Here is a 22,056-nt window from a genome sequence, read left to right as displayed (position 1 = left end):
AGCAATCTTGATGGTTAACACAAACGATAATAGTGTTAACGTTTCCATCAGTGTTTGCTATTAGCTTTCTTAAATAAAAATTATATCATTGTATTGATTAATATTTATTGATCGTAGCCAGTTGTTTACTGCACATTATTTGCCGATCATTATTTATCGGTCATTATTTTCCGATCATTATCTTGGATTAACTTTATTTAATTAACGGGTGTTATTAAAGCTTTCCCAGAAAAATAGGCTTCTAAATTATCTACAACCATTTGCGACATATTCGCTCGAGTTTCCACCGTTCCACTAGCGTGGTGTGGTGATAAAACAACATTATGTAAACCTTTAAAAATATCACCACGACAAGGCTCTTCAGTGAAAACATCTAGCCCCGCACTATCAATGGTATTGTTAGCAAGCGCTTCTATTAAGGCCGTCTGATCCACTACCGAACCCCTTGCTACATTAATTAAAGTACCTTGTTTCCCTAGCGCAATAAGTATTTGTTTGTTAATAAGTCCGACGGTATCTTTACCACCAGGGCAACAAACGACTAAAATGTCAGCCCAATTAGCAAGGTCGATTAATTGGCTTTCATATTGATAGTCGCAATTGTTTTTTTTATTACGACCGAAGTAAGCAATTTCTAGTTGCATTGCTTGCGCCCGAGTAGCTATAGCTTGGCCTATTCGACCTAAGCCAACAATACCTAGCTTCTTTCCGGACAATGAAGAGGTTAAAGGCATTGGCCCTTTTTCTGCCCATTGATTACTGCGTAGCCATTGGTCACCGAACATTAATCTACGACGAGTTGCAAGAATCAACATTATGGCTAAATCAGCCGTGTCATTTGTCATTAATCCTGGAGTATTACATACTTTAATACCGCGTTTATTGCATAATTCAATATCAATAGCATCGTAGCCCACACCTGATGATGAGATGATTTTAAGGTCAGGTAATCGATCAATAAGCTCATTAGTTAAAGCAATTGTACCGCTAGTGACTATCGCGATAATGGATGCCGCAACTTGTTCAGGTAATTGCTTTACGGGGGCAGTAATGTTGAAAAAATGTAGTGTGAAATTCTGCTCGAGTATGGCCATTTGTTTTGCTTCAAGAGCGCGAAGTACCAATATATTTGGTTTCATTAATATATTCCTTGATAGGGTCCATGCTTGATTTAAAATAGAATACAACGGATAAAAGCCTGATAAATATCAGGCTTTAGTATGACCATAAAGTTTTTAATTGATACGTTTACCGTCTAATAAATGAGATGTAGTATTTAGATTATCATCTCGAAGGCTTTTTGGAAGCAATGCCTGTGGTAAGTTTTGATAACATACTGGACGTAAAAAGCGTTGAATGGCACCACTACCTACGGAAGTGCTTCGTGAATCTGATGTTGCAGGGAAGGGGCCGCCATGTACCATTGCATGACAAACTTCAACGCCTGTAGGCCAACCATTTACCATTACTCGACCTGCTTTTTCTTCTAGTATTGGCAATAATGCAGAAGCCACTTCTAGATCTGAATCATCCATTTGTAACGTCGCCGTTAATTGCCCTTCAAGCCCAGTAGCGACTAACAGCATTTGCTCGATATCTTTACATTCAACCACTAAAGACGTTGAACCAAATACTTCATCACGTAGTGTTTCATCTTTTAAGAAATCTTCAGCAGTAGTGACAAATAGCCCTGACTGACAGCCGTTTGGTTGCTCGCTGCTAACTCCATATCCTTGTGATTTGACTGCTTTGTTATTAGCTAATGCGCTTACGCCCTGTTGATAAGCTTGATGAATGCCTGGTGTTAACATGGTTTGGGCAGCTACATTATTAATTGCTTTTGTTGCTGTTGTTAAAAAATCTTCAAGTGCCTTTCCACCGACCGCAATAACTAGCCCAGGGTTGGTACAAAATTGTCCTGCACCCATCGCCAATGAAGTAATAAAGCTTTCACCTAGCTGAGTTGAGCGTGCTTGAAGTGCTTCAGGCAATAAGAAAACAGGATTGATGCTGCTCATCTCTGCATAAACAGGGATCGGTTGTTGACGAGATTGCGCAATATTCATTAATGCTAGGCCTCCGCTACGCGACCCTGTAAAACCTACGGCTTTGATACGTGAGTCACTTACTAATGCTTGTCCAAGTTCATTTCCCGAACCATATAATAAAGAAAACACACCTTCTGCTAAACCGCATTTAGCAACGGCAGATTGAATCGCTCGGCCTACCATTTCAGAGGTGCCTGGGTGAGCTGAGTGCGCTTTGACCACGACAGGGCAACCCGCTGCAAATGCAGAAGCAGTATCACCACCTGCAACACTAAATGCTAATGGGAAATTACTTGCACCAAACACCGCCACTGGACCTAATGCTATATTTTGTAAGCGCAAGTCCGGACGAGGTAATGGTTGTCTATCTGGCATCGCAGGGTCAATACGTAAATCTAGCCATTCACCTGCACGTACTACTGAAGCAAATAAACGTAATTGCCCACAGGTTCGTCCACGCTCACCTTCAATGCGCGCTCTAGGTAGTCCAGTTTCAAGCATTGTTCGTTCTATTAGTGGGTCACCAATGGCCATTATTTCTTCTGCCACTGTTTCGAGAAATACAGCGCGCTCTTCTAAAGAAGTATTACGAAATTCGATACTGGCTTGTGTCGCTAATTCACATGCTTGGTTGACCTCAGCAATACCGCCTGAATAATAAGCTGGCTCTAACAACTCACCGGTCGCAGGGTTAATTGCTCTAATCTCTGGTTCAGCAATAGCGACGCTTTTTTTACCTATTAATAGTCGTCCAGTTAATTCCATTTTTGTTCTCCTAAGTATTTAATATATTGAGCTCTTCAGAGCCTTATTTAATTGATGAATTAGCCTAAAAAGGTTTCTTTAATGGTTTCTTTATCGCTAAGAAGTACACAAAGATCAAAGTTAAAATGACAAAAAATAGGCTGTCATAATTAGTAAAGAAGGTCATCGGGTTACCATTTGATAATGATAATGAGCGTCTTAAAAATTCTTCTAAATTGGGGCCAAGGATAAATCCAAGAAGTAAAGTGATGACAGGGAAATCATGTTTTCTTAAGTAGTAAGCTAAGATACCTATGATTAATGACATCATCATTTGAAATGTTGAGAACGTCGCAACGTAACTACCTACCACGGCTAATAAAGCAATGATGCCGTACAAAACGTCTTTGCGGATTGCGACTATTTTTATAAAGTATGGGCCAAGTAAATATAAGGTTAATGGGATCAATATTAATGCACTAAACAGTAATGAAGCTAACATCGGCGCGATCAATTCGGCTTGTCCTACCATCAACTGTGGACCTGGTTGGATACCATTGATCACTAATACACCTAACATAATAGCTGTCACTGGGTCACCCGGAATACCAAAGGTCAACATGGGCACTAATGCACCGCCACATACCGCATTATTAGCACTTTCAGATGCGACAATGCCTTTCGGGTTACCTTTACCAAAGGTTTCAGGTTCATCAGAAGTACGTACTGTTTCCGCATAAGCGAGGAAACTACCCATTGAACCACCTGCGCCAGGCAATGTTCCTACTGCATATCCAATAAGGCTAGATTTTAGGTAGCACATTACCCCTATTTTGCGTATTTCAGATAAAGGTGGAATAAAGTCTCGACGAGATATCGTTACTTTCTTTAATGCCTCAACCATTTTTTCAGCACAACCATTGGACTTTGCTTGGATCAGGATTTCACTGATTGCAAATGTACCTATAATCATTGGCATTAAATCGAGACCGGCAGTGAGTTCGCTAGAACCAAAAGTGAAACGAGTCATTGGCTCCATTGCATCTAACCCGACCGTTGCTAGCATTAAACCAATACAGGCAGCCATACCCGCTTTAACTACTTTGCCGCGCTGTGCAATCACAATGACTACAATTGCAAAGGCTAATAGTGAAAATTTACCCGTTGTTTTAACTAATAGCGCAACCTCAGCTACAAAGGGGGCGAGTACAATTAGTAATATTGCGCCTAATGCTCCACCGACCATAGAGCCAAAAGCTGCATGACCTAAAGCTAAAGGCCCTTTGCCTTGCAATTGCATCGGGTAGCCGTCCAAAGCGGTCATCATCGATGAAGGTGCACCTGGAATGTTAATGGTGGTTGCTGTAATACTCCCTCCACACATACCTGCCATATAAATACTGGCACATGCCATTAGTGCAGTGGATACGTCAAGGCTGTAGGTAAGTGGTAGTAAAAGTGCTAATGCAAGTGTTGCCGTTAATCCTGGAATTGAGGCAAAGATAGTACCAATCAGAAACCCTGCAACCACATAAAGAAGAATTTGAGGAGACAGCAATAATGAAAAACTACCTAAAACAAGATTAATAAATTCCATGGTCTATCCCCATAACGTCGGAAGTCTTACACCAAACATCTGTTCAAATACCAGATATCCAAAGGAGACTATAATTGTTGATATCACTATTTTTTGAAGCACTTTTTCCAGTGATGAAAAAATAATAATGATTGATAAAACAAACAAAATAGATGAGAAAAAGTACCCTAAAGGTGAAAATAGCAAAATATATAAAAAGATTGATAACATCACCGCAAGTGGTGCAAATCGGCCTTTCCCTGATAAAGCATTATCTGTTTGAGTGTCGTCTTCTAAAGAAGAAGCCTTACTTTTCATTAATTTCACTTCTCTATACAGCAAAATTGAACTGAACATCATCGCAAAAAGACCAATCAGTAAAGGAAAAGAGGATGGCTGCAATCCATTATTAACAAATGGAGCCCCTAAATTGATCGCAATGACAAAATATCCGACTGATAGAAAAAAAAGTAAAAAATGAAATACTACATTCTTGTTTAAAAGCATAACCCCTCCATTTACGCCTCGTATTTACGTGAGGCGTATATTACTAAGTCCTTATAGACCTAATGCATCCATCTCTTTGAACGTGCTAGATTGAAGTTCGTCAATCCAGGCTTGCACATCTTTAGATCCTAACCAGCTAGGTGTAACACCCACTTTCATTATCCACTCTTGAAATTCAGTGCTGTCGTAAGCTTTTTTGAATGAATTTTCAATAATAGCAATGGTGTCTTTAGGCGTTCCTTTGGGCGCGGCTAATAATATAAAGCTACCTGTTTCTAGTTCATAACCGAGGGTACTGATTGGTGGGACATCTGGGAAAGATGGATTCTGCTCAGAGGCTAATTCAATAACTCCTTTAGCGTCACCTGATTCAATGATGCCGCTGAAATCACCTAAACTTGAAATTGCACCATCAAGCTCACCTGATAATAATGCTTCTGTTTCTGCACTTGATGAACCAGGGTAAGTAATAACGTTAAACTTAACACCGGTGAGTTTTTCTAAGCGATGTACCGCTAAGTAAGGACCTGAACCCTTTGGAGCAACACCAATTCGTACTGTATTTGGTTTGGCTTTTGCCGCCGCAATCAACTCTTCAAAGCTGTTAAAACCGGACTGTTTAGAAACAACAATGGAATCAGCTTCTTTTGTGATGCGTGCAATCAGTGACATTTTATCCAGAGAGTAACCGGGTACCATTTTTCCACGTGGCAAAGTGATCACACTGTCATAGGTTAAAATACCAATTGTTTGACCATCTGGACGTGCTCGCGTCATTTGCATTAAACCGGTTGCGGTAACGGCTCCATTGATATTTTCAACATAAATTGATTTAGGTAATTCTTGCTCAGCAATATTACTAATTTTACGTGAAATGCCATCTGCGCCACCACCTGCTGCCCATGGAACAATGAGACGAATATCTCGTGATGGGAAATCTGCTGCTATGACTGAAGAGCTAAGAATACAAGCTCCCAATGCGCACATAAGTTTGTTTTTTAATCCTTTGTATAACATAACTATTTTCCTTTTTTTATAAAACGGTTGATAATCAAACAATAAGTGAAATGTTTAAATAAACTATTCACTCGGTTTAATATTGGTCACTGTTTGTACTAATAAATGAAAAGCTTGTTTGAATTAATTAGCCTCAGCTAATTTTGCTTGGTTATATTCTTCTAATACTTTGTCTGTTGGTGGATAAAGGCCAATGACTTTGCTGCCAGTGCGTACTTTAGCAATCACATAGGCTTCAAAACGTTCCATCGCAGCTGCTTCAAGTGATATTTCTTCAGCAATTTCAAGTGGAATAACCATTACACCATCACCATCGCCGACTAATACGTCACCAGGGTAAACAGCAACACTGCCACAACCGATAGGTACTTGAAGTTCAACACCGTGGTGCTTGGTTAAATTGGTAGGGGCACTAGGTTTGGCACAAAAAATAGGTAAGTCCATATTTGATGAATCATCAAAATCGCGAATACCAGCATCCGATACAAAACCACCACACTTTCTAAATTCTAATCGAGCTAATAAAATACTGCCTGCACTTGCTGCTGAGGCATCTTGGCGGCAGTCTGAAACGAGGATCATGCCCTCTGGCACGGTTTCTACTGCGACCCTTTGTGGATGTTGCGGATCTTTGAAAGCGGCAACCGTATCAAGGTCTTCGCGAGCTGGTATGTAACGCAATGTGTATGCTTGCCCAACCATTTTTACTTTCTTTTTGTTAACTCGGCTGACATTCTGGATGAAGGTATTACGGAACCCTCTTTTAAAAAGAGCGGTATGTAAAGTAGCGGTAGAAACTTTACGAAATCTGTTTATTACTTGTTCATCTAATTCTTGAATACTAGTTACATTACTCATTAATAATCCCCTTGTGTATATGACGTTTGACCATTAATAAGATATGACTAAAAAAACAACAATTCAAACTAATTATTACTAATATTTACTAATTTAGGCGCGATATCTCACTTTCTTAAATAATGAGATATTGCGCATGTTTGCCTTTTATCCTTATTTCTAAGCGATTATTCATAATGATAATTGTTTTTATTTTATTTAATGTATTGATTTTAAATATATTTATTTTTAGAGTGAAATTTAAGGATAGATAATAAATTTCTATATTAGGAATTTTGTTGTTTTATTGTTTTTACACATTATTACAACTATTTTGAGGGGGAATATTATATTAATCGACTATTCGCATTCATATTGCTGGTGAAAATTATTGTACTTTTTGAATATATCGAGGGTGAGATCGACCAATAACTAAATAAAAGCTGTAATAGTAATTGCTGCTTTTATTCAATTATTGGTTCTTGAAAATCATTGATTTAAATTTATGTTATTAGGTAGGCGTAGACATTTGTTGAAATAGATAAGCATTTTTAATCGTTTTTCTGCCTTAAAAAATACTTAACTATAATAAAGCGAAATACGGTTACCTTCTACTTCCTGTACTTTAAAGGGAATTTCATAGATCTCGCTGAGTACCTGTTCTTGAATGACTTCTGACACGGTACCACTTTTAATGAGTTGTCCCTGTTTCATGGCGATAATATTATCGGAATAACAAGATGCAAAATTAATATCATGGATCACTATGACCACTGCTTTATGGTGTTTTTTTGCTAATTTCTTTAGTGTTTTCATGATATCTACCGAGTGTTTGATATCAAGATTATTCAAGGGCTCATCAAGAAAAACATAATCAGTATCCTGTGCGACAACCATAGCGATAAAGGCCATTTGTCGTTGCCCGCCGGATAATTGATCAATATAGCGATCCTGCAAGTGAGTAATGTCCAAATTAATCATTGCTCGGTCAATGAAGCTATTATCTTCTTTTGTGAGTCTGCCCTGCGAATAAGGAAAACGGCCAAATGCAACTAGCTCACGTACAGTGAAGCGCATATTAATATTATTAGATTGTCTTAATACCGATAATCGCTTTGCTAAACTTGCACTGTCCCATTGATTTAATGGTTTGTCCGCAATCATGACTTGTCCTGCATCACTTTCTGTTAAACGGCTAACCATTGATAATAGGGTGCTTTTACCTGCGCCATTAGGGCCAATAATACTGGTCACTTTACCCAGAGGGAAAAGGGCATCGACATTGCTTACAACGTATTTATCGTTATATTTTTTACTTAATCCGCTAACTGTGATCACGAGACTAGACCTTAATCAAATTTATGTTTCATTAATAAAAATAGGAAATAACCACCACCGAGGAAGTTAATAATGACACTAATAGTGGTATTAAAATTAAATAAGTTTTCAACCATCCATTGTCCGCCAGCAAGCATCACAATAGAGACTAGAGCGCTTGCGAGTAGTAGAAATCGATGTTGATAAGTCCGAAATAATTGTCGTGTTAATGCCACTACAATTAAGCCCAAAAATAAAACTGGGCCGATCAATGCAGTAGAAATTGAAACCATTAAAGTGATAACAAACATGATATGCATGGTTAACTTCTGTGTATTCACCCCTAAGCTAGTTGCGTTATCAATGCCTAACCACATGACATCTAGTTTATTAGCGAGTTTCATTAGATAAGCAAAACACAGTAAAAGTGGCACTACACACCAGTAAACTAACTCTGCATTAATATTATTAAAGCTGGCAAACATTGAATCTTGAATATAGGTAAATTCATCGGGATCAATGACCATGGTAAAGAATCCAGTCGCACTATTGAACAGACTGCTGAGTACTACGCCAATTAATAACAGGGTGAATATGTTGCGTTGTCGGCTTTTAAAATAAAAATGAAATAAGACCATCGAGCAAAATATCATGATGCTAGTTGATAGTAAAAAGTTCATTTCACTATCAATGACAACTGCACTAAAACCACCGAATACAGCCACTAATAACACTTGGATCATGACATACAAGGAATCAAACCCCAGTATCGAAGGGGTAAGGATTCGATTATTGGTGACGGTTTGAAAAATCAGAGATGAAGAGGCAATCGCCATTGCTGATAAAATAATGGCCAATACTTTTGGGATCCGGCGTGATAAGAAAAACTGATAATTATCAACGGTCAGCCCTTTACCTAAAAAAAGTGCGCAAATGATAAATGCGATAGCGCCGACAATGAATAGCTTAATAGGATCACGCATTAGACTTGTCCCGTAGGATCAGATAAATAAACACAGCACCACCTAAAAGGCTAATGATCATCGAGATAGGGATTTCATAAGGGAAAATAATCAGGCGGCCTAAAATATCACAACTCAGTACAAGCACCACACCAACGTAAGCAGTCCAGGGCAGGTTACGACGCATATTGTCACCAATAAATAGCGAAACGATGTTAGGCACAATTAACCCTAAAAACGGGATCATACCTACAATCATTACCACTGAAGAAGAAAGCAGTGCCACTAAAATAACGCCAATCATGATGATACGCTGGTAATTTAACCCTATATTTTTTGCAAAGCTTTCACCGACGCTGGCAGCGCTGAATTTATTTGCATAAAAATAGGCTAAGACGGCAACAGGTAGGGCGATATAAAGGAATTCATAGTTACCGCGTAATACAGAAGCAAAATTGGCCACTGTCCATGAATTTAAAGATTGAACTAAGTCGTATTTGTAGGCGATAAAGGTAGTCATGGAAGAAACAACATTGCCGTACATAATGCCAATTAAGGGCACCATCACCGTACTCTTAAACTTCAAGCGTTGTAAAAAATGTATGAACAAGATGGTGCCAAACACTGAGAATGCAAAAATAATTAATAAATGAACCCAACTACTCATCTCTGCAAATGCAACCAATGCGACCATGTAACCAAACATTGCCCAATCTATGGTGCCGGTTGTGGAAGGTGCTGCAAATCGATTTTGTACAATCTGCTGCATGATCAAACCTGCAATACTTAACCCTGCTCCGGCTAACATAATTGCTAATAATCGTGGTAAGCGGCTGGTTGTTAATATACTAAGAGCGTGTGGATCCGCATGGAATATATCACTCAATGAAAAATCAGCAACGCCGACCATTAGTGATGCGCAGGTAAGAGCCAGTAAAATGGCAATAGCGAGAAAGTGGGTAAACTTCATTATTATCTACATTGAAGAGCTTGAAAGGTTGCGAGTTTAAGCAAACCTATCAAGCCGTTCATATTTTAATTGTTAACGGATGGCATTATTAAGGTCGAGTATCATCTGTTTAATTGATCGATAACCACCTCCCGCTAAGTACCAAGCTGTAGTATCAAGGTAGATGATACGGCCATTTTTTGCAGCAGGGATTGAATTCACCAATGCGTTATTAAATAGTTGTTGTGCTTGGCCACTTGCTTTGCCAATAGCTTGGTCTCGATCCAGTATTAACAGTACATCTGGCTGAGCATCTGCAATATATTCGAAGGAAATTAAGTTACCGTGAGTATGATTTTTTGAAGCGACATTGGTAGAAGTTGATGGCATAAAGCCAGCGTCATCATAAATAAATGAAAATCGACTGGTTGGGCTAAATGAAGTGATATTACTACCATTACTCATAGCGGTGAGGACTTTTAAAGGAGTACGTTGCGTTTTTTGTTTTATTTTATCAATACGATTTTGTATATCGGCGATAAGTTGCGCACCTTTTTCTTCTTTTCCTAATATTTTACTTAGGTTAAGCCAATGTTTTTGCGTTGACTCCCAGTAGTGTTTAGCTTCTACCTGAAATAGGTAAGTAGGTGCAATCGCTGCAAGGTCAGGATAAAGCTTAGCCATTCGTCCTTCAGCGATAATCAAATCAGGCTTTAGCGTAAACAGAGTCTCATAGTTAACTTCTTGCAACGTGCCTGTGTCGACATACTTATCTGCTTTGTATTTTTCTAGTGTGGTTGGCAGTAGGCTTTTTGGCATCGCGATAGGGGTAACACCGAGTGCATCCACAAAGTCTAAGCTACCGAATCCTAATACAACTACTCGTTTTGGCACTCCATTTATCTCTACGGTTCCTAGGCTGTGTTCATAAGTGGTAGCAAAAGCAGGGCTGGTCACAACCACTAACAGTATTACTTTTAATAATCCGTGAAAAACATTTTTAGCAAAGGTCATGTTCTTTATTCCTATTCTTTAGTGTGGAGCTATTACGAATACAACCCAGTGATTAAACTGGGTTGTATTTACTATAATGGTTGCAAAGTTATCGAGACCATTTTTTCAATTAAAAGAGGTAAGATGCAGTTAATTTCACTGTTCTACCTGGTTCAAAATCGGTGTAACCATTAATTGAATTATTGTATGAAGCATGTGACGCATAAGTTTCATCAAAGATATTCTCAAGCCCAGCGGTAATGGTTAAATCTTCCACTTGTTTTGGAGTCCACTGAATAGATAGGTCATGTACGTCGTAACCTTCTTTAGCGACATCAGCGTCAACATCTTTATGCAAATCTAAGGTCAACATACTGGTCCAATTAAGTGATACATCTAATGCTGGGATGGCATAACCTAGGTTTAAAGAGAAGCTATCACCCACTTCATTAGTTAAGGCTTGACCTTTAGTCGGCGCACCCGTTGCATTGGCATTGATTGAGGTATATTTAGAATCAGAATGAGCGTAAGTTAAGCGACTTGTAAACTCACCTTGACGCATGTTAATTGAAGACTCCACACCACGGATTTGTACGTCACCTAAGTTTTCAAGGCCTGTTTTACCCGTTGTTGAGTTATCAATGTAATCATCGATATTGGTTTCAAATACACTTACAGAGAAACCGACGCTATCTAATCCTGCTAAGTTTTGCTGTTCAAATGATAAACCTAACTCATAGTTAACACCTGTCTCAGCTTTTAAGTCTTCGTTGATAACTTCTGGAGCACTTAGGAATGAACCTGGTAATGAAGGGCCTTGGAATAATTCAGTGGCACTAGCACGTGCAGTCCATTGATCATTAATCAGGTATTTAGCTGCTAATGCAAAGCTGGTTTCTTTGAAAGTATCGTTAGAAGAGTTAGCATCCATGGCATGATGATCGTAACGCACACCCGGTGTGACAGATAATTTTTCAGTTAACTGTACTTCGTCTTCAACATAAACTGCATAGCTATCGATTGATTCTTTCTCACCCGAACGATTGCTATTAACTTTTTTCTCTGACTCTTGTTGCTGGCCTTCAACACCGTAGCGAGCAGTATGTTCAATACTTGCGGTTTCAAGATAAGTTTCTGCTAATACTTTAAAGCCAATGTTATTGGTGATCCCTTCGTCGTTTGTACTACCGTAATCGCGGCGATCTGGGTTGTAATTCATTTCGTTGCTGTACAGAGTAGAGTGCACTTCTGTATTGGTTAGCGATAATTCATAATTTAATGCAATTGATTCACGTGTATATTCAATCGGATAAATCAAATTATCATGGCTGTAACCAGCGCCTAAATTAGATTTAATAGTGTAATCGCCATCATCATTATAATAATCGTAACTTAGCTCTAAACGATTTGAATCATTAATATCAAAACCTGCTTTAAGCAGAACATTTTGCATTTTTCCTTCTTGACCCACTTGTTCTACGCCATCACCGTCATCAGGGTTGTTACGATCTATCGCGCTGTAATAAGCGAGCATATCAAAGTGGTCATTTAAACGAGAGTAGACAGTGCCAGAGTAGGTGTAGTAATCGTTATCTGCATAACCACCGTAAACTCTTGCTCCTAACTTTTGGCCGTCTTTTAATAGGTCATCAGCATCTTTGGTTTCAAAGGCAACCCCCCCACCAAGACCACTGTTAATAATAGAGTTGCTACCTAATTTCAGGTCAACCGCTTTAATAATATCTGGATTAATTAATAGGTTACCAACATGGTGAAATACGTTGTTACTTTGATCAACACCATCGATCGTAATATTTAAGTCAGACTCGGTAACACCACGAATATTAATCGATTGATTAAGTGCATGTGAACCACCCACATCGATACCCGGTTGGTCACGTAACAAGTCACTGAGATGATCTGCCTGCTTAGATTCAATATCATTACTTAATAGCGAGCTATCATTATTGATTTGTGTTCCCCACACCTCAACCGTTTCGTAAGTACTCACCTTTGGTTCTTCTGCTTGTACAGAAAAGGCTAAACTTGAACATAATGAGCTAATAATTATTGCGATGCGTTTACGTTGAAATGGTGCAGATTTTTTCATTTTTCTATCTCGTCCTGAAATAATGATGAGTAATAAGTCGGTTTAACATTGCCTTTGTGATAATGGTTATCATTAGACTTGATGGTGATGTTAAAAGCAATCATTCTCATATTCATTTTCTGGATAGCTATTATGCAGCTTATGAATGGTCCTTATGTCACTTAGTGAGTGCTCGATTTTTCACTTAGTTAATGGTCGTTATGTCACTTTGGAACTATGGACTAATTTAAATTATCAAGCTTACAGTGGCATGGATCTTCTGAATAATCGTCGCTTAGTTTTTAGTTTGTGAATAATTTTTCCACTAAAAAATTGTTTTATAAGTACTTATTTTCTAGATTGCTAATCTCGGTAATGATTGAACGAAACCACACACACATAGGATCTTGATGATAACGTTTGTGCCAGTATAAATAGAGTCGCTTGGTAGGGTGCTGTAGGTTTGTTGGCACCTCTCTACAAACTATGTTGTGCGACTTTGCTGCCTGTAGGGCGTAGTCCGTTGGAAGGTGAAAAATAATATCTGAGTTGGCCGCAATGGAAGCAGCAGATGAGAAATTATTAAGACGTACAGGGGTCGCTATTTTGCCATTGTCACCTGTTATACCTAAGGCTTTAAAGCGTGGTTCAATGGATAATTTTTTGTCTCCCTGTAGTGAAACTTGTCCAAATTGGCAATTGCGTAATTTTTCTGCATCAAGAGGGGCATCTGCTAAGGGATGGTTAGCAGACATAATTAAACGAAAGTCACGTTCTAAATAATGTTGACGATATAAGTCTTGGTCAGCAGCGGGTGGCTCTTGGCTAGTAATAATAAAATGATGCGCACCGGAAATCAGGCCTGTAAAGTGTGGTTTGGATACCGTATCTACATCGAGCGTCATCTGTGGAGCTCTATCTCTCAGTATATTAACTAATTTCGGTAGCAATATATCCATTTGCGGAGCTAGTCCAAAAATACGAATAGTTTTATCACTGCTTGATGGGAAAAACTCATTGCCATCGATCAACTTTTCTAAGCTAGTAAGCACCGTATTTAAATCACGTTTAATGGTTTCTGCCTTAGGTGTTAATGCATAACCGTTACTGGATTTTACTAATAATGGATCAGAGAACAGCTTACGCAGTTTATGCAATGCTCGACTCACCGACGATTGACTCATATTGAGTGTTAATGCCGTATTAGTGACGTGTTTTTCCTGAAGAAGCTGTTTTAAAAGCAACAGTAAGTTGAGGTCGACTTGGTTTAAATTCATAGTTCGCTTAGATTGATAGTTCACTTAGTTAGTGTGATTAGTTGATTGATAAATAATTAAAACGGCACCTATAACCTATACCCATTTTACGACTCAACTTTTTATTCCAGTTGCTTGAAATACTTAACTACTTAGGACAAAAATTTTGTAAAGAAAATTATTCTTTGACGTAATCTATGCCCAATATTGGTCGCATACTTAATGGGATTAGTATCGATTATAGCGACTTACTTTTAACTTTTAAATAGTAAAAGTTATCATTACTATTATCATTAGGGTTTGTCGAATGTGTCGGGCATTATCCATGAAACTATCGATAATCTACGCTATAGGGTGGTGAGTGGTTAACAATGACAGCCAATAATCACTGGCTTTGAATATTTGATGGTTATGTTACTTTGGAGCCCCTGTGAACTTATAACAGTGAGCTATTAATTCACTTGCTGCGCAATCTGTGATGCCAATTCATCTAAACCTTCTGCAAGTGCCATCACCAATTGTTGATAACCTTCACTTTTTAGCGGTTTGATTATTTCGAAATTGTCACTTTGAATAACCTTACCCTGTGAATCAATCAGTAACCACTCGCCACTTAATTCAGCATTACCGGTATATACGCCATTGAATCTAGAGAGAGAGAGGTGTAATTGCGGTTGATTATTCAAAACCATTGCTGCGTTTAATTGCACTGGCCAGTAAGCGCTTTGTTTTGCCCGTAGATTAAGTATCATTTGTTGATTAATTTGCGTGGATATTTTTTGTGCCCAGCGATTATGTTTGGCTAATATTACTTCGGTATCAGAGACCCTATACACTAAACCAACTTGATCTAAATACTCATCCAAATTTGTTTTAACTACTACAATCGGTGCACTTTTAGAGGTGACGACTGCAGTGCTATTCACTGGTAGTAAAAACAATGAATCTTGTTGTATTGCAGTATTGCTGCACCCCGCGATAAAGAGGGTGAATAACGTAAGCCATATTTTCATTAATTTACTCTCTTCGCTGGGATCGGATCTTGTACGGTGCCTGTGCCAAATATAAGTGAATTTGGTTTATCATTAATTTGTTTCAAAACAGGTTGTAATTCAGACATGACTTGCTCAAACTTTTTCATTGTTTGCTCTAAATCATTGTACATTACTGAGTTCGGACTGAACCCATCTAATGTTTTTTGTAGCTGTTTTAAACTAGTTTGAATATCTGCCGGTAGGTTTTGAGTTGCTTCTTCAGAAACCAAGCCATTTAAGTTTTTGATGGTAGTATTGGCTGATACTAAGGCTTTATCTAAAGAATTCATTGATCGTGCCATTGACTCGACGGCATCATTTAAAGGTAGATCATTGACCTTGTTAAATAATGATGAAAGCTGCTGTTGAACCATTGCAAATTCGCCTTTTTTTGTTGGAAACACATTGTATTTACCAACTTCTGTCATCTTGAAGTTTGGCTCAGGTGCATCAAATTCAGTATCAACAAATAAAGCACCGGTTAATAAATTGCCTGTCTCTAGCTTCCCTTTTAAGCCATTTTTAAAGTGTTGCTCAAAGGCTTGTTGGAACGTATTTAAAGAAATGTTGCTACCTTTATCAAACAGCCTACCTAGTTCGAGTTTTACTAAAATCTGAATTTTGTTTGATGATGCATTATTTTCAGAAAAGGCGACATCATAGGGCGCTTCTAATACGGTGCCGATACGTATACCTCGATACTCTACGGGAGCACCTGCAGTCAAACCTCGAATGCTTTCATCAAATTCCATAATAAACTTAACGTATTGTTTATAAAGTCCTTCTTTAACTTGTTCATAATTATCAAAGAGAGGCAGTTTAACTAATTCATCGTCAAAGGGTTGTCCAACATCTTCTCCCGCAGGAATACCAAAAGTCACCCCTCCGGATAGTAGGCTTTGTAACGAGTCGACTTGCACATTAAAACCATCGGCATTCAGTTTTACATCAATACCTGAGGTGAGCCAAAACTGTGAGCCGGAAAGAAGTAAACCATCATAGGGTTCAAAAATGAACAGTTGATACAGTGCTTTTTTTTCTGCTAAATCAAAAGATGTTTTTTCTACGCGCCCGACGGTAAAACCTTGATAGCTGACTGGATCCCCTATATTTAGCTTTCCTGCTTTATCATGACTTAATAAAACGCGTACTCCTTTACTGCTAAGAGGAGTAATAGGAGGTAACTCTAACGCAGTGAAATCGAGTTTTTTTGTGGTGGATTCGCCGGGCTGAATCTGAATATAAGCACCGGATAAGATCGTCTCTAAACCTGAAATGCCTGCACTGCCAACCCTTGGTTTGACCACCCAAAATTGTGTTTTATCATTAAGCATTCGCTCGGTATCTTTATTCATTTGCGCTTTGATTTTTATATGATCATAGTTTTCACTGAGCGTGATATCGGTAACCATACCTACTTTTACATTTAAGGATTTTATCTCTGTTTTCCCAATATTAATGCCTTCTGCAGTGGGCATGATAATAGTGATTTCAGGGCCTTTATTATTAATAAATTGAAATAGCATCCATAGGGCAATGACCAGAGCAACTATTGGCACAATCCATATCGCTGATATTGAGTTTTGTTTCTTTATATTAGCTTCTGTCTGAGTACTATTACTCGTCATGTTTTATCTCTTTTGTATCATTGGTTAAGTGAGAGGAACCTTTTATTTCACTGTGTATTTCTAGGTTTTTATTGCTGCTATCAGGCCAAAGCATTCTTGAATCAAATAACATCGCCGATAACATGGTAAATATAACCACAATCGCAAATGAAAGTGCAGCGGGTCCGGGGTAGATTGCCATTAAACTTTGTAATTGCACAAGTGCAACTAATATAGCTACTACAAAAATATCTATCATCGACCAGCGACCAATAAACTCAGTTATTCGATACACCTTTAGTTTTTGAATTGCATCTTTATTAGACAAAGTGTGCATCTTTTTTGCGCTGATGAAAAGCCAACACAGGGCAAATATTTTTACTAAGGGGATAAAGACACTAGCAATGAAAATAACGGCTGCAATTGGGTAGGAGCCTAATTGCCACAATACAATCACACCTTCCATAATAGTCGAGGGACTGCTTGAACCTAGGCTGACTGTGTACATTATCGGGTATAGGTTCGCGGGTAAATAAAAAATAATAGCTGTGAATAATAGTGCCCATACCTTTTGCAAGTTTGCGTGCATATTAAAGGGATGTATTGGGCTGTCACAACGAATGCAGGTTTGATTATTGGTTATCGGTTGAGGATTTATTTGGTGGCATACATGGCAGTTAAGATGGGTGTTGGAATGATGAGTATCACCTTGATAATCTTTTTTGAACTGTATCGAAGGAATAAATTGTTCCCAGAGCCAACTTTTATCAACTAAAGAAACGCACTTAACAACCAATACGGTATAGATGCAAAATGCAAAAAATGAATAACCGAGGCTAATATCTGCCAGTGACGAAATTTTTATAAGGCTGACTAATACACCCAATAAAAATACATCAACCATCAACCACGGCTCTATTTTTAGTAACAGTTTACAGAGTCGCTTAATATGCTTTTGCGATGATTTTACAACGAGGTTCGGCTTATTTTTGGCCGCCATAAAATACAGATACAGCATTGAACTGATGTACAGGGTCGGTAATACAATCACAGTGGCCAATAACAACAAGGCGAGTAATGAATTTTGAAATTGATCGAGCATTTGCACAGCATGAAGCAGGGTTATTTGTTGCGTTAATCCCTGCACTGAAAATGACATAAATGGGAAACTAACACTGAGGATCATCATTAGCAAACAGGCCGATGCATAGGCGATCGCTGTTTGATGAGGTTTAGCGATAGTTTGTGTCAGCATGTGCGCGCATCTTGGGCAGTGTGCTTTCTGCGCTTGGTGTAATTTAGGCACAGCTACAACTAACCCGCATTCATCACAAGGGATCATTAAATTAACTGGTGTCTTGTTGATGTTTATTGTCACGTTATTGATGGGCTCACTTATTTTTCTATTGGCTAATTTAAAATTGCTAATGGTTAATTTGAAACTGGTACTGGTTAATTTAAAACTGCTGGTGGGTATATCCCCATCACCCTCTAAGGTGTAAAAGTCAGTAAGACGTGAGGTGAACAGATTATAGACATAAAGGTGAAGATCTAAGCAACATAATAACAGAACTATTGTATTTAGCGTTAATCCTACCAATTAGCTGCATTATATTTTCAATAACATTAAGCTGTGCCTTCAACCATATTAAATTATATTTTCAAGAATATTAATTCATGTCCTCAACAATATTAAGTTATGTTCTCAAAAACATGAAATCGTGTTTTTTCCTCATAAAAGCACTTTCTCGCGATGAAAGTAACAATTAAGAGGTAATCGATAATTTATCTCTTTTTGCGCTGTAATTTCACATATCAATCACTTATGTTTACGCAATCATTTTTAACGTTATCTGGATCTCATTATGCAATTTTTGAAAGTGACCTGCCTCTCAATCCGTCCTTTATAAAAGAGACACTATCGTGAAGGGTGCTATTATATTTACCAATGTTTACGGAAACATTCGCAAACTTCCTTATTACTTTAAATAAACCGGAGAAACATCATGCCAATAACAATTCTTTTGTCATTTCTGTTCTTTACCGGCCTTGTGGTTTTTGTCACATGGACTCGTGTAAAGGCAGATAAAAATGACTCTAAAGATGGCTACTTCCTTGGTGGTCGTAGTTTAACAGGTGGTCTTATTGCAAGTTCACTAATCCTTACCAACCTTTCAGCGACTAGTTTTGTTGGCATGAGCGCACTTGCATACAAAGGCAACATGTCTGTAATGGGTTACGAAGTAGCATCGGGTATTACCCTAGTCATCATTGCACTGTTTCTAGTGCCGCGTTACTTGAAGCAGGGGATAACAACTATTCCTGATTTCTTAGAATCGCGTTATGACATGTCGGTAAAGAAATTTGTAACGATTCTGTTCCTGTTAAGTTACGTTATTAACTTATTACCTAACACGCTTTATGCTGGTGCAATGGTAATCGGTGGTATCTTTGATGTTGAAGCGCTACTAGGTATTGACCGCTTCCAGTCGGTGTTACTTATCTCTGCTATTATCGGATTTTTAGGTTTGTTCTACGCTATTTACGGTGGTTTAAAAGCCGTTGTTATTGCAGATAGTATGAATGGTGTTGGTCTTATTGTTGGTGGTTTGATGATCCCTATCTTTGGTCTTTATGTCCTAGGTGATGGTAGCTTCATGGACGGTTTTACAATAATCACAACCCAAGCAACAGATAAATTACAAGCTGTTGGTGCATCAGATGATCCGAACGTACCATTCTCAACTATGTTTACGGGTTTATTACTTGTTAACTTATATTACTGGGGTACTGACCAAGCGATTATTCAACGTGCTCTTGGTGCAAAGAATCTTAAAGAAGGTCAAAAAGGGGTTATTTTAGCCGGTGCGATTAAAGTAATTACACCGTTATTCTTAATCATCCCAGGTATTATTGCTTATCATATGTTTGGTACTACCGATGCTGCTGGACAAGCGTTTGAAGCAGATACGATGTACACACGTTTAGTTGGCGAAGTATTGCCTAAACCATTAGTAGGTTTCTTCATCGCAGCGATGTTCGGTGCAATTCTATCTACCTTTAACGGTGTATTGAACTCATCAACAACGCTGTTTACGCTAAATGTATATAAGCCTTTCTTTGATAAAGAAAACAAGCTTTCTGACCTAGAGTTAGTACATAAAGGACGTATATTTGGTGTGTTAATTGCAATCTCATCAGTTGTTATTGCCCCATTCGTTATGTATGCACCAAATGGTCTATTCGATCTATTGCAACGTCTTGCTGGTCTATTTAGTGTGCCAATCTTTACTATCGTATTCATGGGTTACTTAACCAAGTATGTGCCTGCTGTTGCTGCAAAAGTTTCGTTAGCATTCTTCGTGGTTGCTTACGGTATTATTCAGTTTACACCAACTCAATTCCAAGATTCATTAGGCCCACTTAAACCGCTTGCAGAGTTACATTTCTTCCATCAACTAGCAGTACTATTCGTTATCTGTTGTGGAATTATGTATGTTATCGGTAAATTGCGTCCTCGTGAAACTGCCTACGTAATGCCTGTTAATGAAAATATTGATATCACACCTTGGGCATTCCGCTTTGAAGCGTCAGGTATCATTCTTTATATGGTATTAGGTGCATACATTGTATTCTCTGACCTTGGTCTTGTTACTGGAGATAAAGGCTTGATGGTTATTTACGGCATCGTTGGTTTGGTTCTTCTTGTTGGTATGTACTTCAGAATTAAAACAAAACATAAAAAAATGCGTGAAATGGAAGCGTTATCTGCTAAATAATAGATAAAATTGATCCCTTCCACAAAGCAGAGTTATTTAACTCTGCTTTTTTCGTTTTAAAAATGACCTAATCTGCTTAGAATCAAAAACCTTAATCTGATGAATGTCCTCTTTTTTAATAAGTGTGTAAAATGAAGGTCTGGTTGGATAAAACCTATTCCCGCCTAGGAAGTTTGTTTAGCGTAACAAGGAAGTGAGGCTATTATTATGTGCTTAGTATTCACATTAACAGAGATGGAAAGAGATTATGAATGTAACTTTTAAAGACGTTGCTAAACTAGCGAATGTATCGACGCAAACTGTTTCTCGTGTCACTAATGGCTCGTCTAATGTGGCTGAAGAAACACGCATCAAAGTGAATGCTGCGATTAAAGAACTTGGTTATATTCCCAATAAAGGCGCGCAGATATTAGGCCGTGCTAAATCAAATATGATTGGCGTTGTGACCCTTGATATTTTGTTGCATGGTGCATCATTGATTGCCAATGGTATCCGTAAACAGGCAAGAAAGTTAGGTTATGGGACCTCGTTAGCGGTGGTTTCGACGCACTCCTTGAATAAAATTACGGCGGCCATAGATGAACTAAAATCTCAGCGAGTAGAGTTTATCATCATGAATATTCCGCTCAGCAAAGAAGAATCAGAAATATTAATCGAACGTTATGTTGGTATTCATTTTGTATTTATTGATGTGCCACTTGATAGCCAAGTTAATATCGTATGTGGTGCTAATTATGAGGGCGCAAAGAAAGCTGCTGAATTGATGATCTCATTACAAAGAAAACATTTTTTAATCATCACTGGTCCACTTTACTCAAGTGCTGCTGAACAACGTCTAAAAGGATGGTCAGATGTGCTTAATGAATATCCTGATGTTAAAGTTATCAGCCAATTTGAAGGTGATTGGCAAGCGGATAGTGGTTATTTGCATACTCATCACGCATTGACTAATGGTGTCCATTTCGATGCGGTGTTAGTGGGAAGTGACCAGATGGGGCTTGGGGTGTTAAGAGCATTAAATGAGTTTAACTTGAGCGTTCCACAGCAAGTGTCTGTTATTGGTTTTGATGACACGGCAGATAGTGCGTATTTTTCTCCACCGCTAACTACGATTAGACAAGATTTTTTATTGATCGGAGAGCGTAGTGTTTTAATGGCGTTGAGCATGGAAGAGGAGTCTGATGCTGAGTTTAAGCAAGAATCTATTGTCACTGAAGTTATTGAAAGAAAAAGCACTCAGGCCTACCAAAAGAACCTGAGTGATAAACAGCAGTTGCGTGCGTTACTCAAACAATGCGAACAACTGCTTGATTAATCTGTTCAATATCCTGTTAAGCCAAC

17 protein-coding genes are annotated in these 22,056 nt (G+C 38.3%); 2 read left to right on the top strand and 15 right to left on the bottom strand.

Annotated elements, in window-relative coordinates:
* Positions 1-197: 197 nt before the first annotated feature.
* From MT390_RS01720 to MT390_RS01650, 15 genes are all read right to left on the bottom strand, one after another.
* Positions 198-1,139, bottom strand: a complete 942-nt coding sequence (locus MT390_RS01720; RefSeq protein WP_166368654.1) for a 2-hydroxyacid dehydrogenase — start codon at positions 1,137-1,139, stop codon at positions 198-200.
* Between the two features lie 96 nt (positions 1,140-1,235).
* Entirely contained in the window at positions 1,236-2,813 is a 1,578-nt protein-coding gene (locus MT390_RS01715; protein ID WP_499439233.1) for an aldehyde dehydrogenase (NADP(+)), read from the bottom strand.
* Between the two features lie 64 nt (positions 2,814-2,877).
* Entirely contained in the window at positions 2,878-4,389 is a 1,512-nt protein-coding gene (locus MT390_RS01710; RefSeq protein WP_166368650.1) for a tripartite tricarboxylate transporter permease, read from the bottom strand.
* Positions 4,390-4,392: 3 nt separating this feature from the next.
* On the bottom strand, positions 4,393-4,875 hold the full coding sequence (locus tag MT390_RS01705; RefSeq protein ID WP_299663853.1) for a tripartite tricarboxylate transporter TctB family protein: 483 nt from the start codon (positions 4,873-4,875) through the stop codon (positions 4,393-4,395).
* 51 nt (positions 4,876-4,926) lie between these two features.
* Complete coding sequence (locus MT390_RS01700; RefSeq protein ID WP_166368646.1) at positions 4,927-5,892, bottom strand: Bug family tripartite tricarboxylate transporter substrate binding protein; 966 nt, start codon at positions 5,890-5,892, stop codon at positions 4,927-4,929.
* A gap of 123 nt (positions 5,893-6,015) precedes the next feature.
* Entirely contained in the window at positions 6,016-6,750 is a 735-nt protein-coding gene (locus MT390_RS01695; RefSeq protein ID WP_166368644.1) for a ribonuclease activity regulator RraA, read from the bottom strand.
* A gap of 558 nt (positions 6,751-7,308) precedes the next feature.
* The gene (locus MT390_RS01690; protein WP_499439230.1) at positions 7,309-8,067 is read right to left on the bottom strand and encodes an iron ABC transporter ATP-binding protein; all 759 of its coding nucleotides are present in this window, start codon (positions 8,065-8,067) and stop codon (positions 7,309-7,311) included.
* Positions 8,068-8,078: 11 nt separating this feature from the next.
* Positions 8,079-9,029 (bottom strand): iron chelate uptake ABC transporter family permease subunit, encoded by a 951-nt coding sequence (locus MT390_RS01685; protein ID WP_499439228.1) that lies wholly within the window; start codon positions 9,027-9,029, stop codon positions 8,079-8,081.
* A complete protein-coding gene (locus MT390_RS01680) occupies positions 9,022-9,978 on the bottom strand; it encodes an ABC transporter permease (protein WP_166368638.1) in 957 nt (318 codons plus the stop codon). The genes MT390_RS01685 and MT390_RS01680 overlap by 8 nt, the downstream gene beginning before the upstream one ends.
* Before the next feature lie 72 nt (positions 9,979-10,050).
* Positions 10,051-10,971 carry a siderophore ABC transporter substrate-binding protein gene (locus tag MT390_RS01675; RefSeq protein ID WP_166368636.1) on the bottom strand — a complete coding sequence of 307 codons (921 nt, stop codon included), beginning with the start codon at positions 10,969-10,971 and terminating at the stop codon, positions 10,051-10,053.
* A gap of 109 nt (positions 10,972-11,080) precedes the next feature.
* Positions 11,081-13,060, bottom strand: coding sequence for a TonB-dependent receptor domain-containing protein (locus tag MT390_RS01670; protein ID WP_499439226.1), 1,980 nt, complete (start codon positions 13,058-13,060; stop codon positions 11,081-11,083).
* Positions 13,061-13,377: 317 nt separating this feature from the next.
* Positions 13,378-14,316 carry a LysR substrate-binding domain-containing protein gene (locus tag MT390_RS01665; RefSeq protein WP_499439224.1) on the bottom strand — a complete coding sequence of 313 codons (939 nt, stop codon included), beginning with the start codon at positions 14,314-14,316 and terminating at the stop codon, positions 13,378-13,380.
* Between the two features lie 431 nt (positions 14,317-14,747).
* On the bottom strand, positions 14,748-15,308 hold the full coding sequence (locus MT390_RS01660) for a PqiC family protein (RefSeq protein WP_499439222.1): 561 nt from the start codon (positions 15,306-15,308) through the stop codon (positions 14,748-14,750).
* Positions 15,308-16,957 (bottom strand): intermembrane transport protein PqiB, encoded by a 1,650-nt coding sequence (pqiB, locus tag MT390_RS01655; protein WP_499439220.1) that lies wholly within the window; start codon positions 16,955-16,957, stop codon positions 15,308-15,310. The genes MT390_RS01660 and pqiB overlap by 1 nt, the downstream gene beginning before the upstream one ends.
* Positions 16,947-18,278, bottom strand: coding sequence for a PqiA/YebS family transporter subunit (locus MT390_RS01650; RefSeq protein ID WP_499439496.1), 1,332 nt, complete (start codon positions 18,276-18,278; stop codon positions 16,947-16,949). Before MT390_RS01650 ends, pqiB begins: the two co-directional genes overlap by 11 nt.
* A gap of 664 nt (positions 18,279-18,942) precedes the next feature.
* Here MT390_RS01650 and MT390_RS01645 point away from each other — a divergent pair.
* Entirely contained in the window at positions 18,943-20,715 is a 1,773-nt protein-coding gene (locus MT390_RS01645) for a solute:sodium symporter family transporter (protein WP_499439218.1), read from the top strand.
* Between the two features lie 247 nt (positions 20,716-20,962).
* The gene (locus tag MT390_RS01640; protein WP_499439216.1) at positions 20,963-22,030 is read left to right on the top strand and encodes a LacI family DNA-binding transcriptional regulator; all 1,068 of its coding nucleotides are present in this window, start codon (positions 20,963-20,965) and stop codon (positions 22,028-22,030) included.
* Positions 22,031-22,056 lie beyond the last annotated feature (26 nt).

Origin of the sequence: Vibrio sp. 2-Bac 85 (genome assembly GCF_037546705.1) — a bacterium.
Classification (GTDB): domain Bacteria; phylum Pseudomonadota; class Gammaproteobacteria; order Enterobacterales; family Psychromonadaceae; genus Psychromonas.
This window is presented reverse-complemented; position numbering and strand designations above follow the sequence as displayed.